The sequence below is a fragment of the Achromobacter deleyi genome (assembly GCF_016127315.1).
Classification (GTDB): Bacteria; Pseudomonadota; Gammaproteobacteria; order Burkholderiales; family Burkholderiaceae_B; genus Achromobacter; species Achromobacter insuavis_A.
The window spans coordinates 3,846,535-3,866,249 of the sequence record NZ_CP065997.1 but is presented as its reverse complement, the minus strand read 5'-3'; the positions used below and the strand labels follow the sequence as shown (position 1 = coordinate 3,866,249).

18 protein-coding genes are annotated in these 19,715 nt (G+C 71.1%); 12 read left to right on the top strand and 6 right to left on the bottom strand.

From position 1 onward, the window contains the following. Positions 1-52: 52 nt before the first annotated feature. The 6 genes from I6I07_RS17660 to I6I07_RS17635 all read left to right on the top strand — a co-directional run bounded on the left by I6I07_RS17660 (position 53) and on the right by I6I07_RS17635 (position 5,739). On the top strand, positions 53-1,225 hold the full coding sequence (locus tag I6I07_RS17660; RefSeq protein WP_198483062.1) for a DKNYY domain-containing protein: 1,173 nt from the start codon (positions 53-55) through the stop codon (positions 1,223-1,225). Next, on the top strand, positions 1,222-2,940 hold the full coding sequence (locus tag I6I07_RS17655) for a hypothetical protein (RefSeq protein WP_198483061.1): 1,719 nt from the start codon (positions 1,222-1,224) through the stop codon (positions 2,938-2,940). Before I6I07_RS17660 ends, I6I07_RS17655 begins: the two co-directional genes overlap by 4 nt. Positions 2,941-3,007: 67 nt before the next feature. Next, positions 3,008-3,280, top strand: a complete 273-nt coding sequence (locus I6I07_RS17650) for a hypothetical protein (RefSeq protein ID WP_006390142.1) — start codon at positions 3,008-3,010, stop codon at positions 3,278-3,280. Positions 3,281-3,757: 477 nt separating this feature from the next. Further along, positions 3,758-4,303, top strand: coding sequence for a DUF4142 domain-containing protein (locus I6I07_RS17645; RefSeq protein WP_198483060.1), 546 nt, complete (start codon positions 3,758-3,760; stop codon positions 4,301-4,303). A 32-nt stretch (positions 4,304-4,335) separates the two neighbouring features. After that, entirely contained in the window at positions 4,336-4,566 is a 231-nt protein-coding gene (locus I6I07_RS17640; RefSeq protein WP_198483059.1) for a DNA-3-methyladenine glycosylase, read from the top strand. Between the two features lie 93 nt (positions 4,567-4,659). Next, complete coding sequence (locus I6I07_RS17635) at positions 4,660-5,739, top strand: mechanosensitive ion channel family protein (protein WP_198483058.1); 1,080 nt, start codon at positions 4,660-4,662, stop codon at positions 5,737-5,739. 25 nt (positions 5,740-5,764) lie between these two features. Here I6I07_RS17635 and I6I07_RS17630 read toward each other — a convergent pair whose 3' ends face one another. The 6 genes from I6I07_RS17630 to I6I07_RS17605 all read right to left on the bottom strand — a co-directional run bounded on the left by I6I07_RS17630 (position 5,765) and on the right by I6I07_RS17605 (position 10,566). Further along, entirely contained in the window at positions 5,765-6,178 is a 414-nt protein-coding gene (locus I6I07_RS17630) for a hypothetical protein (protein WP_198483057.1), read from the bottom strand. After that, positions 6,175-8,061, bottom strand: a complete 1,887-nt coding sequence (locus I6I07_RS17625; protein ID WP_198483056.1) for a hypothetical protein — start codon at positions 8,059-8,061, stop codon at positions 6,175-6,177. Before I6I07_RS17625 ends, I6I07_RS17630 begins: the two co-directional genes overlap by 4 nt. A 9-nt stretch (positions 8,062-8,070) precedes the next feature. Continuing rightward, positions 8,071-8,325, bottom strand: a complete 255-nt coding sequence (locus I6I07_RS17620; protein ID WP_198483055.1) for a hypothetical protein — start codon at positions 8,323-8,325, stop codon at positions 8,071-8,073. Between the two features lie 27 nt (positions 8,326-8,352). Further along, complete coding sequence (locus I6I07_RS17615) at positions 8,353-8,859, bottom strand: ferritin-like domain-containing protein (protein ID WP_035359166.1); 507 nt, start codon at positions 8,857-8,859, stop codon at positions 8,353-8,355. A gap of 157 nt (positions 8,860-9,016) precedes the next feature. Further along, positions 9,017-10,099, bottom strand: a complete 1,083-nt coding sequence (locus tag I6I07_RS17610; protein WP_198483054.1) for a flavodoxin family protein — start codon at positions 10,097-10,099, stop codon at positions 9,017-9,019. Continuing rightward, positions 10,096-10,566 carry a low affinity iron permease family protein gene (locus I6I07_RS17605; protein ID WP_104021755.1) on the bottom strand — a complete coding sequence of 157 codons (471 nt, stop codon included), beginning with the start codon at positions 10,564-10,566 and terminating at the stop codon, positions 10,096-10,098. Before I6I07_RS17605 ends, I6I07_RS17610 begins: the two co-directional genes overlap by 4 nt. A 114-nt stretch (positions 10,567-10,680) precedes the next feature. Here I6I07_RS17605 and I6I07_RS17600 point away from each other — a divergent pair, with 114 nt between their 5' ends. From I6I07_RS17600 to I6I07_RS17575, 6 genes are all read left to right on the top strand, one after another. Beyond that, on the top strand, positions 10,681-11,766 hold the full coding sequence (locus I6I07_RS17600) for a calcium:proton antiporter (RefSeq protein ID WP_198483053.1): 1,086 nt from the start codon (positions 10,681-10,683) through the stop codon (positions 11,764-11,766). Between the two features lie 63 nt (positions 11,767-11,829). Next, positions 11,830-12,591 (top strand): endonuclease/exonuclease/phosphatase family protein, encoded by a 762-nt coding sequence (locus I6I07_RS17595; RefSeq protein WP_198483052.1) that lies wholly within the window; start codon positions 11,830-11,832, stop codon positions 12,589-12,591. Next, complete coding sequence (clsB, locus tag I6I07_RS17590; protein ID WP_198483051.1) at positions 12,588-13,790, top strand: cardiolipin synthase ClsB; 1,203 nt, start codon at positions 12,588-12,590, stop codon at positions 13,788-13,790. Before I6I07_RS17595 ends, clsB begins: the two co-directional genes overlap by 4 nt. After that, positions 13,787-14,782, top strand: a complete 996-nt coding sequence (locus tag I6I07_RS17585; protein ID WP_198483050.1) for a lysylphosphatidylglycerol synthase domain-containing protein — start codon at positions 13,787-13,789, stop codon at positions 14,780-14,782. The genes clsB and I6I07_RS17585 overlap by 4 nt, the downstream gene beginning before the upstream one ends. Before the next feature lie 146 nt (positions 14,783-14,928). Then, positions 14,929-16,500: a glycogen synthase GlgA gene (gene glgA / locus I6I07_RS17580; RefSeq protein ID WP_198483049.1), complete on the top strand. Its 1,572-nt coding sequence runs from the start codon at positions 14,929-14,931 to the stop codon at positions 16,498-16,500. Between the two features lie 9 nt (positions 16,501-16,509). Next, positions 16,510-19,695: an alpha-1,4-glucan--maltose-1-phosphate maltosyltransferase gene (locus I6I07_RS17575; protein WP_232625628.1), complete on the top strand. Its 3,186-nt coding sequence runs from the start codon at positions 16,510-16,512 to the stop codon at positions 19,693-19,695. The last annotated feature ends 20 nt before the right edge of the window (positions 19,696-19,715 follow it).

Below are 19,715 nucleotides of genomic sequence, written 5' to 3'. Positions count from 1 at the left end.
GGACCTCCTGGCCGCGGCGGTCTCGATGCCGTTCCCCTCAGGAGCTTGACCGTTGGCTGAACGATCCGACTACCAGACAGGCACCCGGTCGGTACCGGTCATCCCCTACGACACCTTCGAGGCCGCCAACCTGTTCCTGGCCACCGGCCGCACCCTCCGGGAAGTGCTGCCGCGCATCGGCCTGACCGAACCAGAGTGGGCGCCCCTGCGCGAAGCCTACCGATGGTTTCCGTATTCCTACGATGACCGCGCCCGGCGCGCCTATTTCGACGGGCTGGACGACGCCGCCATCTGCCGTCTGGTGCTGCCGCCCCGCTGGCGCCTGCCCGACGGCGCGGCGCCCGACGGCGCGGCGCCCGACGGCGCGCCCCCCGACCTGCGCACCACCTGGCACATACGCGAAGCCGTGCGGCGCAAGCCCCACATCGGGCCTTTCGCCGACTGCGGCTGGCCACTGACCTGCGTCGCCGCGCATCCCGAGGCCACGCTGTGTTGCTATACCCACGACGGCGCGCATGTCTATTTCAATGGCGAGCCGCTGGCGGACAAGCAGGGCAACCTGCTGGATGTCGATGCCGGCAGCTTCAAGGCCTTCGGCGGCCGCTGGCTGCACGACCGGCATCGCGTCTACGGCGAGGGCGAATACGGCGCGCAACGCAAGACGTATTGGTACGAGGTCGAGGGCGCCGATATCGCCACCTTCGAGGCGCTCAACCTGCGCTATGCGCGCGACCGCGAACGGGCCTACTACATCACCGGCAAGACGATCCGCACGAAAAGCCCCGCGGCCTTCGAGATCGTGCCGCAGGTCAGCCTCAACTACCGCGACCATTCCTGCGACTTCCGGCGCGACGGCAGCATCCTCGCGCGCGACCGCGAATCCGTCTATTTCTACGGCGCCCGCCTCAAAGGCGCCCGCCCCGCGACCTTCCGCGAACTGGGCCACGACTACGCCACCGACGACACCAACGTCTGGTACCTGGACGAGAAGAAGATCATCGACGGCGCCGACGCGGCCACGTTCACGGTGCACGGCCCCGGCGATCCGCCGCTGCGCCTGCGCGGCAACGGCCCCTGCGCCACCGACCGCCACCGCCCCTATCTGCGCGCCGCGCCCTGTGACCCGGCAGCGAGCGTCGAGGACTGGCGGCCGTTCTTCGAATCGCGTCCCGAGCTCGACGACTGGTGGTGGCACCGGCTGACCCGGGAGACGCCCCGCCCATGAGCGCCACGCGCCTGTCCGCCATCGTGGCCGGCTTCTGCCTTGGAGCAAGCCTGTGCCTGGCCCCTGCCGCCCACGGCACGCCCGCCGCCCCCGTCGTCGTCGACGACGCGCGCATGGCCCGTATCGCCGCAGTCGCCGACGCCCCCACCCGCCGGGCGCTGAGCGAGATGCTGTTCATCCTGCACCAGCAGCGCCGCAGCGAAGACATGCTGCGCGAACCTCCGGCGCAGACGGTGCGCGCCACCTCGCGCCTGGCGGTCATCGGCGACTACGCCGACGCCGACCAGCTGGCCGACGTCTACGCCGCGGGCGTGATCGGCGTATTGAACGCGCGCGGCGACATCGGCGTGGAGGCGCCGTTCGCGCTGCCCTACCCGCACACCTTGCGCTGGTCGGCGATCCGCTTCCTGGACGGCGGCGTGGTACCAACCGCCCAGCCCGCCGGCGCCGGCGTCGCCATCTCGGTGCAGAAGCAGGGGCAGCTGCTGACGATCTCGCAACCCGACGGCCAGCATGGCCTGCCGGAATCGCTCGACGGCGAGTTGAGCATCGCGCTGCCCAAGTCCACCCCGCACGCCGACTTCACCCTCGCCGCGCTGGGCAAGCCGCGCCGGCTGGGCGACTACGCCTTCACGCTGCAGGCGATGGACGATCACAGCGTGACGGTCGGCGTCACCCAGAGCGGCGGCGGCGCGCCGCGCGGCTTCAGTAGCGACGCCGTCATCATCGAGGCGCGCGATGCCGCCGGCCAGGTGCTCTTGAACCACCTGCGCCTGTGGGACACGCGCGACCAGCTCGCGCGCGGGCTGAGCCAGTTCGACCAGTTGAGCGCGCAGGCGGCCGCGGGCCAGCTCACCGTGCCCGACACCGCCACCCTGCTGGCCAAGGCCGGCTTCAAGGACGCCAACGGCCAGCTGGTGGCCCGCTTCGGCTTCAAGGGCAAGGTCGCCAGCGTGCGCGTCACGCTGCTGGTGCCCGGCGGCCCCACGCTGACGCGGCGCCTGTCGGCCTCGGTGCTGCCGCTCGGACAGACCCTGGAAGGCGTCGGCCTGACGCCGCTCACGCTGGCCGGCTCGGTCTACGACCACGACACGCCCAGGCTGCGGCCCGACATCGAGCCGCGGGCCGTGGCCGCCAGCGTGTCGGTCGCCCTGGTGCGGCGCGAAGACAAGCCGGTTATCCGCTTCGGCTATCCCGACGTGCTGAGTGACCGCTTCATCTCCAACGCCACGCGCTTCGGCCTGGCGGACGCCGCCACCATCACCTTCCTGGACGCCCGCGGCCGGCCGATCGACGTGCGCGAAGGCGAGGCCTATGAACGCGTGCAGGACGGCTTTGCCCTCGACCCGAGTCGTTTTCCGGTGGCGCCCGTGCGCGCGAAAGGCCGGCTGTCGGTGCTGAACATGGCCACGATCGAGCGCAAGCCGCTGCCGCTGGACGCACTCCCGCCGGGCGCCGCGGTCAACGACAACCTGGTGCTGCTCGACCCCGCGCGCCTGCCCGAGGCGGGCCAGGGTCTTGTCCTGAACGCCACGGACGCCAGCGGCGGCACGCTGCGCGAAGTCGGCCGCATCGGCCTGACCGGGGCCGACGGCGGCGCGCAGGTGGCGTATTATTTTCAAGGCAGGATCGCGCGACTCGACGCCCTGGTTCCCGGCAAGACGGAACGGCTGCCGTTCGATTTCGACATCCCCTTGTCCGGACTGACGCGCTGATCGCCCGCCCCCCCGAGGCGCGGCGCCCCCGCCGCGCCTCGGACTCAACGCCCATCCAGGAGCCATCATGGAACAAGCGAAATGGGACTTCCAGATCGAACACCCGCAACAGGAAAATGACGTCTGGCGCATCGGCTACACGCTGATCGCGCCGGGCGCGAGCGCCGACGCGCCGGGGGAACGGATCGCCATCGACGAACACTTCTCGTCCGCCCAGACGGCCATTGAAGCCGCGACCCGCCTGGCGCAGATCCACGTCGCCGACCTGAACGGCGACACCGCCACCTTCGACCCGCCGAGCGACGCCGAAGTGCCATTCGGCAAGCATCCGCGCTTCTAGCGCGGCGACCGGCCAGCGGTTTGCGGCGCGTCCCGGGAGCGGCGCTTGCTGGCGAGGCGAGATCATCCCCGCCTCGCCTCAGGAGCCGCCATGTCCCGCCCGTCCACGCCCTCGACACCCGCTAACCGCCCGCCACAACCGGCCGCCCCCGATGATGCTGGGAAGAAAGGCAATGACCAAGTCCCCGACGAAGACATCGAACCGGCGGATTCGACCGCCGACGATCCGCGTCCGGATGACGGCCCCGTCACCTCGCCCCCCGCCGGCCCCAGCGATTCCTCGGATTCGCCCAGCGACCTGCCATCGTCCTCGCGCGGCAGCGACAGTGGGCCGGATTCGGTAAAAAGTACCGATCTTTCAGTACCCCTGGGCCGGCCGCGCACGGCATGAACCCTGCGGGCCGGGAACATGGATTGCTGGATGACTGCGCGGCCATATCCGATGCGCCGCGCACGCCAACCCCACCGGGAGTACGCCATGACCATCCGCCATCTCACCACCCTTTCCATGCTGCTTTTCGCGCTGGGCGGTCCACAGGCCAGCATGGCGCAAGCCGCGCCCGCCGCGCCGGCGACCGCCAAGCTGGACAGCGGCGACCGCGATTTCCTGGAAAGCGCGGCCCAGGCCGGCCACCTGGAAGTCGAGGGCAGCAAGATGGCGCTGGAAAAAGGCCACAGCCCCGATGTGAAGACGTTCGCGCAGAAAATGATCGACGACCACGGCAAGGCCGGGCAGCAACTGGCGGCCCTGGCCAAGGGCAAGGGCTATGAGGTGCCCACCGAGCCGTCCCTGGTGCAGAAGGCCCGGCTGAAGGCGCTGGGCCTGCGCGACGAAGGCTTCGACAAGGCCTATGCCGATGAAATCGGCGTGGACGCGCACGAGGATGCGGTCAAACTGTTCGAGAAGGCTTCCAACGAGGTCAAGGATCCGGATGTGAAGCAGTTCGCCATCCAGACGCTGCCGACCTTGCAGCAGCATCTGCAGATGGCCAAGACCCTGAAGCAAGCGACCGAGAAACAATGAGCGCGACGGCCCCGTGGATCCGTGGCTAGCGTATGGACCGCGATGAGCTGTTGGCGCGCATGCTGGCCACCTCCGCTTGCGACCGGCCACTCAGCGATTGGCCCGAGGTGCTTTCCGATTATGCGGGATGCCTGGCCGCGCTGGAGGACAAGCTCACGCCGCGCGAGATGGAGGCGCTGATCCGCGCCGGCGCCGACTTCTACCGTACGCTGGCGCGGGCCGAACAATACCGGCAGGCATCGGTCTGGAGCGCGCCTCGCTGATCGGATCGCCCGCATTTCGAAGAACGCCCCCCTCGGGTGCCCCGTCGGCATGGCGGTTGCTGCGCGACGGCATTTTCCGCCTCCGGAGACGACATGCTTACCCGCTGGTTTTCCGACCCGGCCGCGCTTGCCGGCCATCCCGTTGCCCTGTGGCTGGCGGCGCTGGCGGTGGGCGCCGCCGTGTGTTTCCTGCTGATGCTGGCCCTGCGGCTGGCCCGCTCGCGGCTCGACCGCCTGGCGCAGCCGACAGGCCGGGGCGCCGCCGGCGCCGCGTCACGCGTGTTGTTGCGCACCAGCTGGGTGGTGCTGGCGTTGGCGTCGTTGCTGCTGGCGGCCGACCTGGTGGGTGCGCCGCTGCCCGGCCGGACCGGGCCCGGCCACCTGTGGTTCGTGCTGATCGCGCTGCAACTGGCGCTGTGGCTGGATCGCGGCATCGAAGTCGGCCTGACCCATGCGGTCGCCGCGCGCGGGCGCGCCGGCTCGATTACCGCCACCCTGCTCTCCTTCCTGCTGCGGGCGCTGGTATGGGTGATCGTGCTGTTGGCGATGCTGGACAACGTGGGGGTCAACATCACCGCGCTGGTCGCCAGCCTGGGCATCGGCGGCGTGGCGGTGGCCCTGGCGGTGCAGACCATCCTGAGCGACCTGTTCGCATCGATCTCCATCGGCCTGGACAAGCCGTTCGAGGCCGGCGACTTCATCGTCTTCGGCGCGGTGGCGGGCAGCATCGAACACGTCGGCCTCAAGACCACCCGCATCCGCAGCCTGGGCGGCGAACAGATCGTCTGCTCGAACACGGAACTGCTCAAGCAGACGATCCAGAACTACAAACGCATGCAGCAACGGCGCATCGTGTTCTCGATCCGGGTGACCTACCGTACGCCGGTCGAACAGGTCGCCGCCATCCCCGCCCTGATCCGCGCGCAGATCGAGCAGCAGCCGGACACCCGTTTCGACCGCGCCCACCTGGCGCGGCTGGGCGAAAGCGCGCTGGAATTCGAGGCGGTGTATTACGTCATGAGCGCCGACTACAACCGCTACATGGACCTGCAGCAGGCGATCTACCTGGGCGTGATGCGCGACCTGCAGGCCGCCGGCATCGCCCTGGCGCTGCCCGAAAGCATCCTGCACCTGGCGCGGCGCGCGGCCCGCGAGGAGGAAGCGGCGGCGTGATCCCGCGCCGCCGTCGGGTCCTGCTTCAGCGCGTCTCGGTGGTGCCGCCGGAACCGGCGGAGGCGCCGGAACCCGGCATGCCGCCCTGACCGGTCGAGCCGGTGCCGCCCTGGCCACGCGCCGGACCGCGGCTATCGGTGCCGCCCTCGCCATCCAGGCGCCGGGCCGGACGGTCATCCTTGGCGGGGCGCGGCTCGCCTTGCGGCGGCTGCGACTTGGGCACGGCGCGTGAGCCGCCCTGCCCGGGCTGCGCCTTCGGCTGTGGCTGCGCCTTTCCCTGCCCTGGCTGCGCCTTGGGCATGGGCTTGGGCGTCGGCGCGGTGCTGCCGGGCGTCGTCGTGGGAGGTTGCGGCAAATGGGACTGGGCCCAGGCGCCCGCCGAGGCCAAGGCCAAGGCGTTGACGGTGATCGTGGTGACGATGAGTCTGGAAATCTTCATGGCATGTCTCCGGTGAACAGGCCCGGGCCGGAAATGGCCACGGGTATCGGGCGTTGCGTGCAACGGGCGCCGGCCCCCGCGCCCAAGGCCTGGCGCAGCAGCGCATCCAGGCGCGCCAGGCCGGTGGCGAGATCGCCGCGGATATGGACCCGCAGGCAGGGACGGCCGCGCGCCGTCAATTCCTGCATGTCGCCCAGCGCCTGCGCGGTCTGCGTGGCGCCGAAGCTCGCGCCATGGCCCGGCGCCTCCAGCGTCCGCGGCGCATCCGCGGTGACGAACAGGAACACCCCGCCGGCCGGGCCGCCCTTGTGCAGTTGGCCGCTGGAATGCAGGTAGCGCGGGCCGAATCCCCCCAGCGTGGCCGCGCCGGTGGCGGCACGCACGCCGGCGCGCGCCGCCGCCAGCCATTGTTCGCACGCGGCGTCGCGCGGCAGGTACGCCAGCAGCGCCACGTAGCCGTCGGCGGTCCGCCGCGCCGCGAACGAGGCCAGCAATGCCGCGCCCGAGGCGGCTGGCGATGCGGCGCCGTGAAAGGCCAGCGGCCCGTCCACCCGCAGCAGCGCGCAGGCGCCGCCGCGGGCGTCCGCATCAGGGGCCGCCGCGAGGCGGCGCGTGCGCGCCTTGCTGGCCTCGACGTCGGGCTGGTCGAACGGGTTGACGCCGAGCACGGCGGCCGCGACCGCGGTGGCGATCTGCCATCGGAAGCATTCCTGCGCCACCGACAGGCCCGTCCCCAGCTGGCACGTCAACAGCGGATGGCCCGCCGCGGCCAGTTCACGCGCCAGCACCTTAAGGCCGGCATCGGCGCCCGGCCCGTTCGACAGGTGCACGAACAGGCGGTCACGGCCATAGTCGCCGGGCGCGGCCAGCGGCTCATGCGCCACCGGCACCAGCCCCTTGCCGGCCTTGCCGGTGGATTCCGCCAACAGCTGTTCCAGCCACCCGGCCAGCGTTTCCAGGCCCGGGTCGGCCAGCAGCGTGACCTTGTCGTACCCGGCCAACGCCGCCTCGCCCAGCAGCGCCCCCAACAGCAGGCCAGGGTTGCGCGCGCCGCCGAACCCATGCGTCGAGCAGGCGCGCCGCATGGGTTCGGCGGCGCGCAGCACGCTGGCCGGGTCGTGGCCCAGCAGCGCCGCGGCCACCAGGCCAAACGGCGACAGCACCGAGTAGCGTCCGCCCACCGCGGGATCGCCGGTGAAAATGGCGGCATAGCTGGCCGCCCGCGCGCGCGCATGCAGCGGCGTGCCGGGGTCGGTGATGGCGACAAAGCGGTGCGCGGCCTCCTGGCGCCCCAGTCGCCGGGCCAGGCATTGCTCGAAGTACGCGGCCAACATGCCGGATTCCAGCGTGTTGCCCGATTTGCTGGCGACCACGAACAGCGTGCGGTCCAGGTCGAGCCGGCCCTGCAACGCCAGGATCTGCGCCACGTCGGTGGAATCGAGAATGTGCAGGCGCAGCCCGCCGCCCGCCACGCCCAGGATCTGCGCCAGCGCCTCGGCGCCCAACGTCGCGCCCCCCATGCCGAGCATCACCGCGTCGGTGAACCCCGCCACGCACAGGCGACGGCAGGTGGCCGCCAGGCGGCCCGGGTCTCCCGGCGCGGCGCCCGGACGCAACCAACCGAGCCACCGACCTTCGTCATGGCCGGTCCACAGAGAAGCGTCGCCGGCCCACAGGCGTTGCACCCATTGCTGGCGCGAGGCCGTGGCCAGGCGCCGCGCCAGGCTCGCGGCCAGCGGCGCAGGCAGGGCATGAGAAAACCCATTCAGCGGAATGCGCGCAAGCGCCTGACGCGCGGGCGCGCGCCCGGACGGCAGCGCCGGTTGCCGCGCACGGCGCGCGGGGCGGGAGGATACGGCTGTCGTAGGGGCGTACATGTTCATGAGGGGTTCCTAGAGCGCGCGTCCACTGCGCACCCATACTTGCTGTTGCAGGCCGGCATCGCCGAGCCGGTCGATGCCCGGCGTCTGCTGCGGGTCGACGCCGGGCATCGGGTTGGGCAGGCTGTCGGGCGGCCAACGGCCGCGCCGGTCCGCCTCGTCGTCTCGCGGCGGCGGGTCGGGCGACTCGGCGGGCGATGTATCGGGCCGGGCCGGCGGCTTGCGGCCGGGTTCCGGGGCGTCTGGCTGGGTCGTGGTGTTGCCCATGGCGGTCTCCCTGATCGTCTTGCCGGATCACGCGGCCTTGCCGGCGCGCGCCGCCTTGGCGTTGGTCTGTTCCAGCGCCAGCATGTTCAGCTTTTCATCGGCGGCCTTCTCCTCGGCCAGCGTTTCCTTGAGCAGCGCCAGCGCGTCGTTCTGCCCCAACTGCTTGGCAAAAGTGCACAGGGTGCCGTAGCTGGCGATCTCGTAATGCTCGACCTTCTGCGCCGCCGCGATCAGGGCGGCATCCAGCACCGGGCCTTTCTCGACGTCCTCGATGACGTCGCGGCCCTCTTCCACCAGGCCTTCCATGGCCGCGCACTTGATGCGCTTGAGCCGCAGGCCCGTGGCCTCGACGATCTTGTCGATGCGCTCGACCTGGCCCCGGGTTTCCTCCAGGTGCGAGGTGAAGGCTTCGGCGAGCTTGGCCTCGCTGGCCGCGCGCGCCATTTTGGGCAGGGCCCGCGTCAATTGCTTCTCGGCGCTGTAGATGTCCGACAGTTCATGGATGAACAGGTCCTGCAAAGTCTTTTGTGTCATGGCTGACTCCTGAGTGATTCCGATGGGTTCCCTGCACGGTGGCAGGCGGGCCACGGAGGTGGCCGTCCGCTGTCTCCAGCAACCGCCGTGCCGCGTCCGCCGCGAGCAGCCGCATGCGTACGGCTCACCCGTCCCCGTCGCGCATCGCGCCTTACGCTCATTTCGGCCGGGGGTCGCGGATCCCGTCCTGCAGCCCGGCGAGCTCGCCTCGGCGCAGGCGCGGCAGGAAATTGACCAGCGCCCGCGCCACGTTGCGCACCTCCTGCCGCACGGCCGCATCGGCGTCCAGTTCCTCGTGGCTGGTGGCGTAGGGCCGGTAGTAGCCGATATAGCGCTCCAGCCGGGCGGACGCGCCGGCGTCGACCAGCCCCATCCAGTCCAGCCAGTCCGCCAGCGCGCGCCGCTGGCTCTCGATGCCGGCCACGTCGCCATGCACCACCAGGCCATAGGCGCGGCCGGCCAGATGCTTGGGATAGGGCCAGCCGGCCAGTTCCAGCTGCTTGGCCTTGAACGGATCCTTGCCGCCGGTCGAGGTGGGGTCGGGATTGCCGCCGTCCGCGCACACCAGCCGGTCGATCATCAGCTTCAACGGGCTGGGCGATTGGTACCAGTAGGTCGGCGCCACCAGGATCACGCCGTGGGCCGCCACCCACTGTTCATAGATGCCCGCCATGGCATCGTTGGCCTGGCCGAGCGCGTGGTTGGGATAGCAGCTGCACGGCCAATGGCACAACGGCATCGCGGTCGAGACGCAGCCCTTGCAGGGATGGATGCGGTATTCGTATTCCGACGTCAGCCGGCTGAGATCGAGCAAGTCGCCGTGGATGCCGGCAGCCCGCAGTTCTTCCTGCGCCAGCAACGCCAGCCGCCAGCTCTTGGAAACCTCGCCCGGACAGGTGCCGTCATTGCGCGCCGCGCCAACGATCACCAGCACGCGCGACGGGGCCTGCGGGTCCTGCTGCGCACCGGCGGCGCGCGCCAGGCGGTCGCGCGTGTCCTTCCATTCGACCGACAGGTCGTAATCGGGGTCGGCGTAGTCGGGACCTGCCTTTACCGTCTCGGGCGCCTTGCGTCCGGCCGCATAGGCGTCCCAGGCGATCGCCTCGAGCCGGGCCAGGGCCGCGTCTTCGGCCCGGAAGGCGGGGTCGCGGAAACGGCCCATGAATCGCGCGCGGAACGTGTCGCGGTCCAGCTGGCCGGCGTATTGCCCTTTGCGGACGGTGGGCAGGATGTCGGTCATGGCCGCCTCCGGCTGCGGGCGCGCTGGCGCCGCTGGGTTCGGGCGCGCGCGGTACAGGCCGCGGCCAGCGCCAATAATTTGTCTTCATCGAGGCGTTCGGCATCGACCAGTCTTTCGTCGGCGCCGCGCAGCGCGATCAGCAGTTCGTCCAGCTTCAGGTGCACGGCCTCGCTATCCTTGTTCTGACTCTGCTGGATGACGAACACCATCAGGAAGGTGATGATCGTGGTGCCGGTGTTGATCACCAGTTGCCAGGTTTCGGAATAGCCGAACGCCGGACCGGACAGCCCCCAAGCCACCACCGCGATCAGCGCCGCCCCGAATGCCACGGGCGAACCCGCCCATTTCGTGACGTGCGCCGCAAAATGATCGAAGAAACGCGATACCGCATTGCCATGGCCGTCCCCCCGCGCGGGAGACGTTCGTTTCGACGACGGCTTTCGCCGTGGTACGCGGTTGCTTGTCATGGGGTTCCATCCGGTGCGGCGGGGCCTGCCTTTCAGCAAGCCTCGTGCCTGTCCCTCCTCCCGCCCGGGCCGCAACAGTGCTAGCCTCGCACTGTTGCGGTCCGCCGAATCCCGATGAAATCCATTCTGCAGTCCGAGAAGTACCTGCTGCTGGCCTGCGCCCTCGCGATGGCGGGGTACGCGGCCGACGCCCGCCTGGCCGACTACGGACGGACCGCCGGCCTGATCGAGACGGCGCTGCTGGTGGTGGCCATCCTGGCCGCGTCGCTGAGCGTGGCGCGCCACGCCGAACGCATCGCGCGCAAGCTGGGCGATCCCTACGGCAGCATGATCCTGACGCTGTCCGCCGTGCTGGTGGAAGTGATCGTGCTGGCCATCGTCTCGTCCAAGGCGGGCTCGCCCACCCTGGTGCGCGACAGCATCTACTCGGCGGTCATGCTGGACATCAACGGCATCCTCGGCGTGGCCGCCCTGATCGGCGGCTTCAAGCACGGCGAGCAGGCCTACAACGATGATTCCGCGCGCACCTACAGTGTCATGATCCTGACCGCCGTGACGGTGTCGATGATCATCCCCGAGTTCGTTCCCCAGGAGCGCTGGCGCGCCTACAGCGGCTTCACCATCGTGGCGATGCTGCTGCTGTACGGCGTCTTCCTGCGCATGCAGACGGGCCCGCACAGCTATTTCTTCAGCTACAGCTACCCGGACAAGAAGACCCGCCAACCGTCGCCGGCCTCCGGCTACCCGAGCCGGCGCCAGTCGATCCTCGTCATGGCGGCCGGCATCGTCGCGGTGGGCGCGCTGGCCGAACTGATGTCGCATTCGTTGAATCGCAGCCTGGCCGGGATCGAGGTGCCCGCGGGCCTGGTGGCGCTGATCGTGGCCACCATCTCGGCCGCCCCGGAAATGCTGACCGCCCTGCGCGCAGCGCTGGCCAACCGCATGCAATCGGTGGTCAATATCGCCCTGGGCGCGTCGCTCTCGACCGTCATTCTGACGGTGCCCGCCATGGAAGCGTTGGCGCTGGTCTCGGGCCAGCGCTTCGACATCGCCATGACGCCGCTGCAGACCCTGATGATGCTGGTGACGCTGCTGGTGGCCGCGATCAATCTGAACGACGGCCAGACCAACGCGATCGAGGGCATGACGCATTTCGTGCTGTTCGGCGCCTTCCTGATGCTGCTGGGCCTGGGCTTGTAGAACGAGGCGCGCCGGGCACGGGACTTGCTGGCGGGCAAAGATTCCCGCTACCCGGAGAGCCCCTTGCCCGCCGAGCCCCTCGCCCCCCTGACGGTCCTGACCGTCAACATCCACAAGGGCTACACCAGTTTCAACCGCCGCTTCATGCTGCACGAGCTGCGCGACGCCCTGCGCATGGCCGCCCCGGACCTGGTGTTCCTGCAGGAAGTGGTGGGCGAACACCAGGCCATGGCTGCGCGGGCCGCGCCCCGCTGGCCGGCGGCGTCGCAATACGAGTTCCTGGCCGATACGCTGTGGCGCGATTTCGCCTATGGCCGCAATGCCGTCTACCCGGCGGGCCATCACGGCAACGCCGTGCTGTCGCGCTACCCGATCACGCGCTTCGAGAACCACGACGTCAGCGTCGGCGGGCACGAAAGCCGCGGACTGCTGCATTGCGTGCTCGCGTTGCCGGGAACCGCCGGCGCCGTCCACGCGATCTGCGTCCACCTGGGATTGCGCGCCCGCCATCGCGCCAGGCAGATCGCCAGCCTGTGCCGCCTGGTGGCGCGCGACGTGCCGGCCGGCGCGCCGCTGCTCATCGCCGGCGATTTCAACGACTGGCGGCAGGAGGCCGACGGCCTGCTGCGCGACTGCCAGGTGCGGGAAGTCTTCACATCGCGGCTGGGCCGGCCCGCCCGCACCTTTCCGGCGCGCTGGCCGGTGCTGCGGCTCGATCGCATCTACGTGCGCAATGTGCGCGACTGGCGGCCCGTGCCGCTGGCCTCGCGGGTCTGGGCGGGCCTGTCCGACCATGTGCCGATCGCCGCGGAAGTGGCGCTATGACGCTGCCCCCGGACGGTTGGCGCAGCGGCAACCGCTACACGCTGCTGGAGAATGGCGAGGCTTATTTTCCCGCCGTGCGCGCCGCCGTGGACGCCGCCGTCCACGAGGTCCTGATCGAGACCTTCATCCTGTTCGACGACAAGGTCGGCCGCGACCTGCGGCAGACCCTGGTCGCCGCCGCGCGCCGCGGCGTCAGCGTCGACCTGCTGGCGGACGGCTACGGCTCGGACCTGCTGTCCGAGGAATTCCTGGCGCCGCTGACCGACGCCGGCGTGCGCGTGCACCTGTTCGATCCGCGTCCGCGGCTGCTGGGGGTGCGCACCAATCTGTTCCGCCGCATGCATCGCAAGGTCGTGGCGGTGGACGGCGCCTGCGCCTTCGTGGGCGGCATGAACTTCTCGGCCGATCACCTGCCGGACTACGGCCCCGAAGCCAAGCAGGACTATGCGGTGCGGGTCGACGGCCCCCTGGCCGCCGATATCGCGGACCACGCGCGCGCCGCCCTCGGCGCGCGCCCGCCACGGCGGCGCCGGGCCGCGCGCCTGGAAGCGATGCCGGCGGGCGATGGCGGCGGCCGCCTGGTGGTGCGCGACAACCACGGCCACGCCACCGACATCGAACGCTATTACCGTGCCGGCCTGCGCGCCGCGCGCCACGACGTGCTGATCGCCAACGCCTACTTCTTTCCCGGCTACCGCCTGCTGCGCGACCTGGCCAACGCCGCCCGCCGCGGCGTGCGCGTGCGGCTGCTGCTACAAGGCGAGCCCGACATGCTGGTGGCGCAACTGGCCGCCAGCATGCTCTATGACTACCTGATCGATGCCGGCGTCGAGATCTTCGAATACCGCCGGCGCCCGCTGCACGCCAAGGTCGCCTGCGTCGACGACGACTGGTCCACCGTGGGTTCCAGCAACCTGGATCCGCTCAGCCTGGCGCTGAACCTGGAAGCCAACGTGGTGGCGCGCGACAGCGCCCTGAACGCCGCCCTGCGCGCCAGCCTGGAACGCCTCATCGCGCACGACTGTGCGCCCGTGCGCATGCGGCCGGGTTCGCGGCGACGCCTGCGCCGGCTGTGGGTCGGCGTGGTGGTGTTTCACTTCCTGCGCCGCTTTCCGGCCTGGGCCGGCGCGCTGCCCGCGCACAAGCCGCGCCTGCATACCGTGGACGGCAACGGCCAGCACGAGAGCGAGGCGCCATGAGCCTGTACCGCTCGCACCTGGCGCGCGTGGCCCGCCACCGCTGGCCGCGCATCAAGCGGATCCTGCCCTGGGCCGTGCTGACGCTGGCGGTCGGCCTGCTTGTCTACTTCGGCAGCTCGGTCGACTGGCCCGGCGTGTGGCAGGCCGTGCGCCGCATCCCCCGCCAGACGCTGCTGCTGGCGGCGGTCCTGGTGCCACCCGCCTACTTGGCGTATGCCGCCCTGGACTTGCTGGGCCGGCGCTATACCGGCCACACCCTGCCCTGGCCCAAGGTGCTGGGCGTGGCCATGCTGAGCTATGCGTTGAACCTGAACCTGGGCGTGCTGCTGGGCGGCCTGGGCGCGCGGCTGCGCCTGTATGCCCGGCTGGGTTGCCGCAAGGCTACCGCTACCCGCGTGGCGGTGTTTTCGGCGGTGTCCAACTGGATCGGATATGGCTGGGTGGCGGGCGTGGTGTTCGCCAGCGGCGCGATCGTGGTGCCGGCCGGCTGGGAGATCGGCGGCGGCATGCTGCGCCTGCTGGGCCTGGGGCTGCTGGCGGCGGCCGCCCTGTATGTCTGGATCTGCGCCCGCGCCAGGCGCCGGACGGCGGTCTGGATGGGCCAGCGGGTGAGCCTGCCCGGCGGGCGCATGGCGGTCCTGCAAAGCGTGACGGCGGCGCTGTCGTGGCTGCTGATGGGCGCCATCATGTACCTGCTGCTGCAGGCCAAGGTCAGCTATCCCGTGGTGCTGGGGATTCTGCTGTGCACCAGCTTCGCGGCGGTGGTCACCCGCGTGCCCGGCGGGCTCGGCACCACCGAGGCGATCTTCGTGGCGGCGCTGTCATCACGCCTGCCGGCGGCGGAAGTGCTAGGCGCGGCGCTGAGCTACCGCGCGCTGTATGCGCTGGCGCCGCTGTGCCTGGCGTTGCTGGCGTTCGCCGCGGTCGAGGCGCGCCTTGGCTGGCGCGGGCGCCAGCGGCTGCCGGATACCAACCGGCAGCCCGGCCCATGATTACAAACAGGCGGCAACAACGACGCGCGCACGGCCGCCTTTCGCGGCCCTCCTCCGTGGCGCCGCCGGGCATGCCGCTTGCGTAGCGGTAAGTCTTGCGGATAGGGCCCCGGTTCCCGGGACCGTCCGCCGACTCCGGAGCGAGCATGGTGACAACAAGTATCCTCATCGTGGCGGCAGAAGCATTCCCCCTGGCAAAGACCGGGGGCCTGGGCGACGCCATCACCGGCATGGCCCGCGCGCTGGCCCAGGCGCAGACCCGGCCGACGCTGCTGCTGCCGGCCTATCGCGGCGTCGCGCACCGGCTGCGGACGCTGCGGCCGGTGGCCCGGCTGGCCGGCCTGCCGGGCGGCGACGCCCAGTTGCTGGCCGGGGAATGTCCCCAGTCGGGGCTGTCGTTCCTGCTGCTGGAGAACGACGCGCTCTATGACCGCGGTGGCCTCTACCTCGACGACAGCGGCCAACCCTACGGCGACAATGCCCTGCGCTACGCGGCCCTGTCGCACGCGGCGGTGCGCATCGCCCAGGGGCTGCCCGGGCTGACGCGCCCCGACTTGGTGCACGCCCACGACTGGCATGCCGCCCTGATCCCCCTGCTGCTGCGGGCCGCGCGGGTGGAAGACGTCAAGAGTGTGCTGACCATCCACAACCTCGCCTTCCAGGGCCAGGCGCCGATCGAGGATGCGCCCGCGCTCGGCATTGCCGCCCCCTTCTGCGGCGAGGATGGCGCACAGGCCTGGGGCCAGTTGAATTTCATGAAGGCCGGAATCCGCTATGCCGACCGCATCACCACCGTCAGCCAGCGCTACGCCCGTGAAATCCTGACCCCGGAGTTCGGCTGCGGACTCGACGGCGTCCTGCGCGAGCGCGTGACTGATCTGCTGGCCATTCCCAACGGCATCGACACTCAATTGTGGAATCCGACGCGCGATCCGCACCTGGGACCGTTGCGCTACGGCCCGGCCGACCTGGCCAACAAGCGGCTGTGCAAGGCCGCCGCGCAGCACGAATACGGTCTGCGGGAGGATCCCGAGGCAGTGCTGCTGATCATGTGCAGCCGGCTCACCGGCCAGAAAATGGCCGACGTGGCCGCGCAGTCGCTGCCGCAGGCGCTGGACGCGCATCCGCAGTTGCAGGTGGCGGTGCTGGGCCAGGGCGAACGGCACCTGGAAGGCGCGCTGCGCGACCTGGGCCAGCGCTATCCGCGGCGCTGCGCCGTGCGTATCGGCTATGACGAGGCCGGCGCCCACCGCCTGCACGCGGGCGGCGACGTGCTGCTGCATGGCAGCCGTTTCGAGCCGTTCGGCCTGACGCCGCTCTATGCCATGCGCTATGGCACGTTGCCGATCGGCTCGCGCGTCGGCGGCATGGCCGATACGATCGCGGATCCGGGTCCGCAACAACCCCTGACCGCCATGACCCGCGCCACCGGCGTGTTGTTCGACGGCAGCGCGCCCGCCGAGATGACCGCGGCCATCGCCCGCGCCGTGCGGTTGCGCGGCCACGCGACCGTATGGCGCGCCATGCAGCGCAACGCCATGACCGCGGACTTCAGCTGGCGGCCGGCAATGGCCCAATACCTGGCGCTGTTCGATTCACTCAGCGGCCACCCGCAGGCCACGGCCAGCGCGGCCCCGCAAGCGGCCACGGCCGGCGCCGCGGCGCCCCCGCGGCGCGCGCGCCAGGCCGCATCGTTCGCGGCCCCCATGCCGCTGTAGGGAGCCGCCATGGCCACGCCGCACGCGCCTCCGGCCAACGCCAGCCTGCCCCGCATCTACTACGCGCGGGCCGGCTTGCCGGCAACAGGCGACGGCACCCGCGAGTCATTGCTGGCGAGCGCGCGCCGCGCGGGCTTCAACGCCGTGCTGGTGCCCGTTCCCTGGCTGTGTCCCGCCGGCGCGCTGACGCTGGCGCCGCGCGATGCCGACCAGGCCGCGACCGCCGACGGCGGCACCGAAGCGCTGCATGCCCGGCTGGCGCGCGACGCCCGCAGCGTCGCCGGACACGGCATGACGCTGCTGTTGCGCCTGGAACTGCAACGCGTGGCCCGCGATGCCCACGACGACACGGCCCCCGACGCCTGGTACCGCGATCCCGTCGATGATCCCGCGCGCGACCCGCGGCTGCCCGCCAGCGAACGGGGCGTCCGGCAATTGCGCGAAGGCCCGCCGGCCGGCTTCATCGCCGCCTGGGCCGCGCGGCTGCGGCGCTGGACGCGCAGCGGCGTGGGCGGCTATGTGGTGCACGTGCCGCCCGTCCTCGGGCCGGACGCCTGGCGCGCGCTGTTCGCGCCATCGCGCGAGGCCAATCGCGAACTGCAATGCCTGGCCTGGACGCCGGGCCTGGCTCCCGCCATGCTGGCGGGCTTGCGCGACGCGGCCTTCGACGGCGTGTTTTCCTCGCTGCCCTGGTGGGATTACCGGACGCCATGGCTGGCCGAGGAATGGGACCGGCTGCAATCGATCGCGCCGGTGATCGCGCCCACCTGCGCGCTGGACGGCCCCCGCGCGGACCCGGCCGCGCCCCATCGGACCGGCGCGGACCCGCGGCGCGCCTGGAGCGCGGCGCTAAGCGGCCGCGGCTGGCTCGCCGACGACATCGGCGGCGCCGCCGACATCAACGCCTGGCTCCAGGAGACGCCGACGGCCGGCCCGCCTCGGCTCGTGGTGGGCCGCGACGGCGGCGCCACGCTGCTGGCGCGCGACGCGGCCGCCGACGGCGCGGTGCTGCTGGCGCTCAACCCCGACGACAAGGCCACCGCGCGCCTGGACCGGGACCTGGCGGCGGGCCTGCTACCGCCAGGCGACCTCTCGCCGCAGGACCAGACGCCCCCCGACGACATCCTGGCGCCGGCCGGCTGCGCCCGCTATCTCCTCTCCGCCGCGTCGCCGGTGCGCGCCGCGCCGCGCACGGCCTTCGCCGCGCGCGGCGAAGGCGGCCAGGCCCGCGTGGCGATCGAGCGGGTCACTCCCGCGGTCGACGGCGGGGCCTTTGCGGTCAAATGCGGCGTCCACGAGCAGGTAGAGGTCGAGGCCGACATTTTCATGGACGGCCATGACAGACTGGCCGCCGAACTGCGCTGGCGCGCCGACGACGAAGCCGGCTGGCGCAGCGTGCCGCTGGAGCCCAGCGGCAACGATCGCTGGCGCGCCGCCTTCCGCCCGAGTCGGATCGGCCCGCATACCTTCCAGGTCATCGCCTGGCATGACGTCTGGGCGACGTTCCAGCACGAGTTCGAAATCAAGCACGAGGCCGGCGCCAGCCTGCGGCTCGAGCGCGAGGAAGGCCTGCAATGGCTGCGCGAGGCCGACCAGCGCGCCAGCCTGGGCGGCGCATCCGGTCCCGGCGCCGGACTGGTCAAGCGCGCCCTCAAGATCTGCGGCGCCCGGCGCGAAGGCGAAGAGCCCGAGGCCGACCAGATCGAGATGCTGCTCAGCCCGGCGCTGGCGCAGGCCATGCGCAGCCTGGACAGCCGGCCATTCGAATCGCTGTCCGCGCCCTGCCCCGTCTGGGTCGACCGGGCGCGCGCGGTCCACGCCGCCTGGTACGAGCTGTTTCCCCGCTCGCAGGCCGCCGAGCCCGGCCGCCATGGCACCTTCGACGATGTGATCCAGCGCCTGCCCGACATCCGCGAAATGGGCTTCGACGTGCTCTACCTGCCGCCGATCCACCCCATCGGCCAGGCCAACCGCAAGGGTCGCAACAACAGCCTGCGGGCCGCGCCGGATGACGTCGGCAGCCCGTATGCGATCGGGTCGGCGGCTGGCGGCCATGACGCCATCGAACCGCGCCTGGGCACGCTGGAGGACTTTCTGCGGCTGGTCCGCGCCGCGCGCGGCCATGGCCTGGAGATGGCCCTGGACTTCGCCATCCAGTGCTCGCCCGACCATCCGTGGCTGGCGCGGCACCCGGACTGGTTCTCGTGGCGGCCCGACGGGTCGCTGCGCTACGCCGAGAACCCGCCGAAGAAGTACCAGGACATCGTCAACGTGGCGTTCTACGGCCCCGCCCCCAAGCGCGCCCGCAAGCTCGGCCTGTGGCGCGCGCTGCGCGATATCGTGCTGTTCTGGGCGGAACAGGGCGTGCGCACCTTCCGCGTCGACAATCCCCATACCAAGCCGCTGCCGTTCTGGCAGTGGCTGATCGCCGAGGTCCATGCGCGCCATCCCGACGTGCTGTTCCTGTCCGAGGCCTTCACCCGTCCAAAGATGATGTACCGGCTGGCGAAAGTGGGTTTCACGCAGTCATACACCTACTTCACCTGGCGCAACGACAAGGCCGAGCTGGAGGACTACCTGCGGGAACTCTCGCAGCCGCCGGCGGCGGATTTCTTCCGGCCGCATTTTTTCGTCAACACGCCCGACATCAACCCGGTGTTCCTGCAGACCTCCGGACGCCCCGGCTTTCTCATCCGCGCGGCGCTGGCCGCGCTGGGGTCGGGCTTGTGGGGCGTCTACAGCGGCTTCGAGCTGTGCGAGGCCGCGCCGGTGCCGGGCAAGGAGGAATACCTGGATTCCGAAAAGTACGAGCTGCGCCAGCGCGACTGGCGCCAGCCCGGCAACATCCGCGCCGAGATCGCGCGCCTGAACCAGTTGCGCCGCGCCAATCCCGCCTTGCAAAGCCACCGCGGCCTGACGCTGGCCGCCAGCGGCAACGACCGCGTCATCGCCTTCGCCAAGACCACGCCCGGCCAGGGCAACGTGATCCTGGCGGCCATCAGCCTGGACCCTTTCCACCCCCAGACCGCCCGCGTCGAGCCGCCCTACGCGCTGTTCCGCCCGCCGTGGTCGGCCGAACTGGTGGCCGAAGACCTGCTGGGCGGCCAGCGCGAATCCTGGCAAGGCGGCGCCCGCGAGGTGGCGCTGTCCCCCGATCAACCCTACCGCATCTGGCGGCTGTCGCGTCATGGTTGACGCCGCCAGGGAGCCTGCCA

What these genes read in the sequence shown, in the direction of transcription:
- clsB (WP_198483051.1), top strand. Translation starts at nt 12,588, where the DNA reads ATGACGCTGCCCCCGGACGGTTGGCGCAGCGGCAACCGCTACACGCTG.
- I6I07_RS17610 (WP_198483054.1), bottom strand. Translation starts at nt 10,099, where the DNA reads ATGACCGACATCCTGCCCACCGTCCGCAAAGGGCAATACGCCGGCCAG.
- I6I07_RS17630 (WP_198483057.1), bottom strand. Translation starts at nt 6,178, where the DNA reads ATGAAGATTTCCAGACTCATCGTCACCACGATCACCGTCAACGCCTTG.
- I6I07_RS17575 (WP_232625628.1), top strand. Translation starts at nt 16,510, where the DNA reads ATGGCCACGCCGCACGCGCCTCCGGCCAACGCCAGCCTGCCCCGCATC.
- I6I07_RS17645 (WP_198483060.1), top strand. Translation starts at nt 3,758, where the DNA reads ATGACCATCCGCCATCTCACCACCCTTTCCATGCTGCTTTTCGCGCTG.
- I6I07_RS17585 (WP_198483050.1), top strand. Translation starts at nt 13,787, where the DNA reads ATGAGCCTGTACCGCTCGCACCTGGCGCGCGTGGCCCGCCACCGCTGG.
- I6I07_RS17625 (WP_198483056.1), bottom strand. Translation starts at nt 8,061, where the DNA reads ATGAACATGTACGCCCCTACGACAGCCGTATCCTCCCGCCCCGCGCGC.
- I6I07_RS17615 (WP_035359166.1), bottom strand. Translation starts at nt 8,859, where the DNA reads ATGACACAAAAGACTTTGCAGGACCTGTTCATCCATGAACTGTCGGAC.
- I6I07_RS17600 (WP_198483053.1), top strand. Translation starts at nt 10,681, where the DNA reads ATGAAATCCATTCTGCAGTCCGAGAAGTACCTGCTGCTGGCCTGCGCC.
- I6I07_RS17605 (WP_104021755.1), bottom strand. Translation starts at nt 10,566, where the DNA reads ATGACAAGCAACCGCGTACCACGGCGAAAGCCGTCGTCGAAACGAACG.
- I6I07_RS17640 (WP_198483059.1), top strand. Translation starts at nt 4,336, where the DNA reads ATGGACCGCGATGAGCTGTTGGCGCGCATGCTGGCCACCTCCGCTTGC.
- I6I07_RS17655 (WP_198483061.1), top strand. Translation starts at nt 1,222, where the DNA reads ATGAGCGCCACGCGCCTGTCCGCCATCGTGGCCGGCTTCTGCCTTGGA.
- I6I07_RS17620 (WP_198483055.1), bottom strand. Translation starts at nt 8,325, where the DNA reads ATGGGCAACACCACGACCCAGCCAGACGCCCCGGAACCCGGCCGCAAG.
- I6I07_RS17650 (WP_006390142.1), top strand. Translation starts at nt 3,008, where the DNA reads ATGGAACAAGCGAAATGGGACTTCCAGATCGAACACCCGCAACAGGAA.
- I6I07_RS17635 (WP_198483058.1), top strand. Translation starts at nt 4,660, where the DNA reads ATGCTTACCCGCTGGTTTTCCGACCCGGCCGCGCTTGCCGGCCATCCC.
- glgA (WP_198483049.1), top strand. Translation starts at nt 14,929, where the DNA reads ATGGTGACAACAAGTATCCTCATCGTGGCGGCAGAAGCATTCCCCCTG.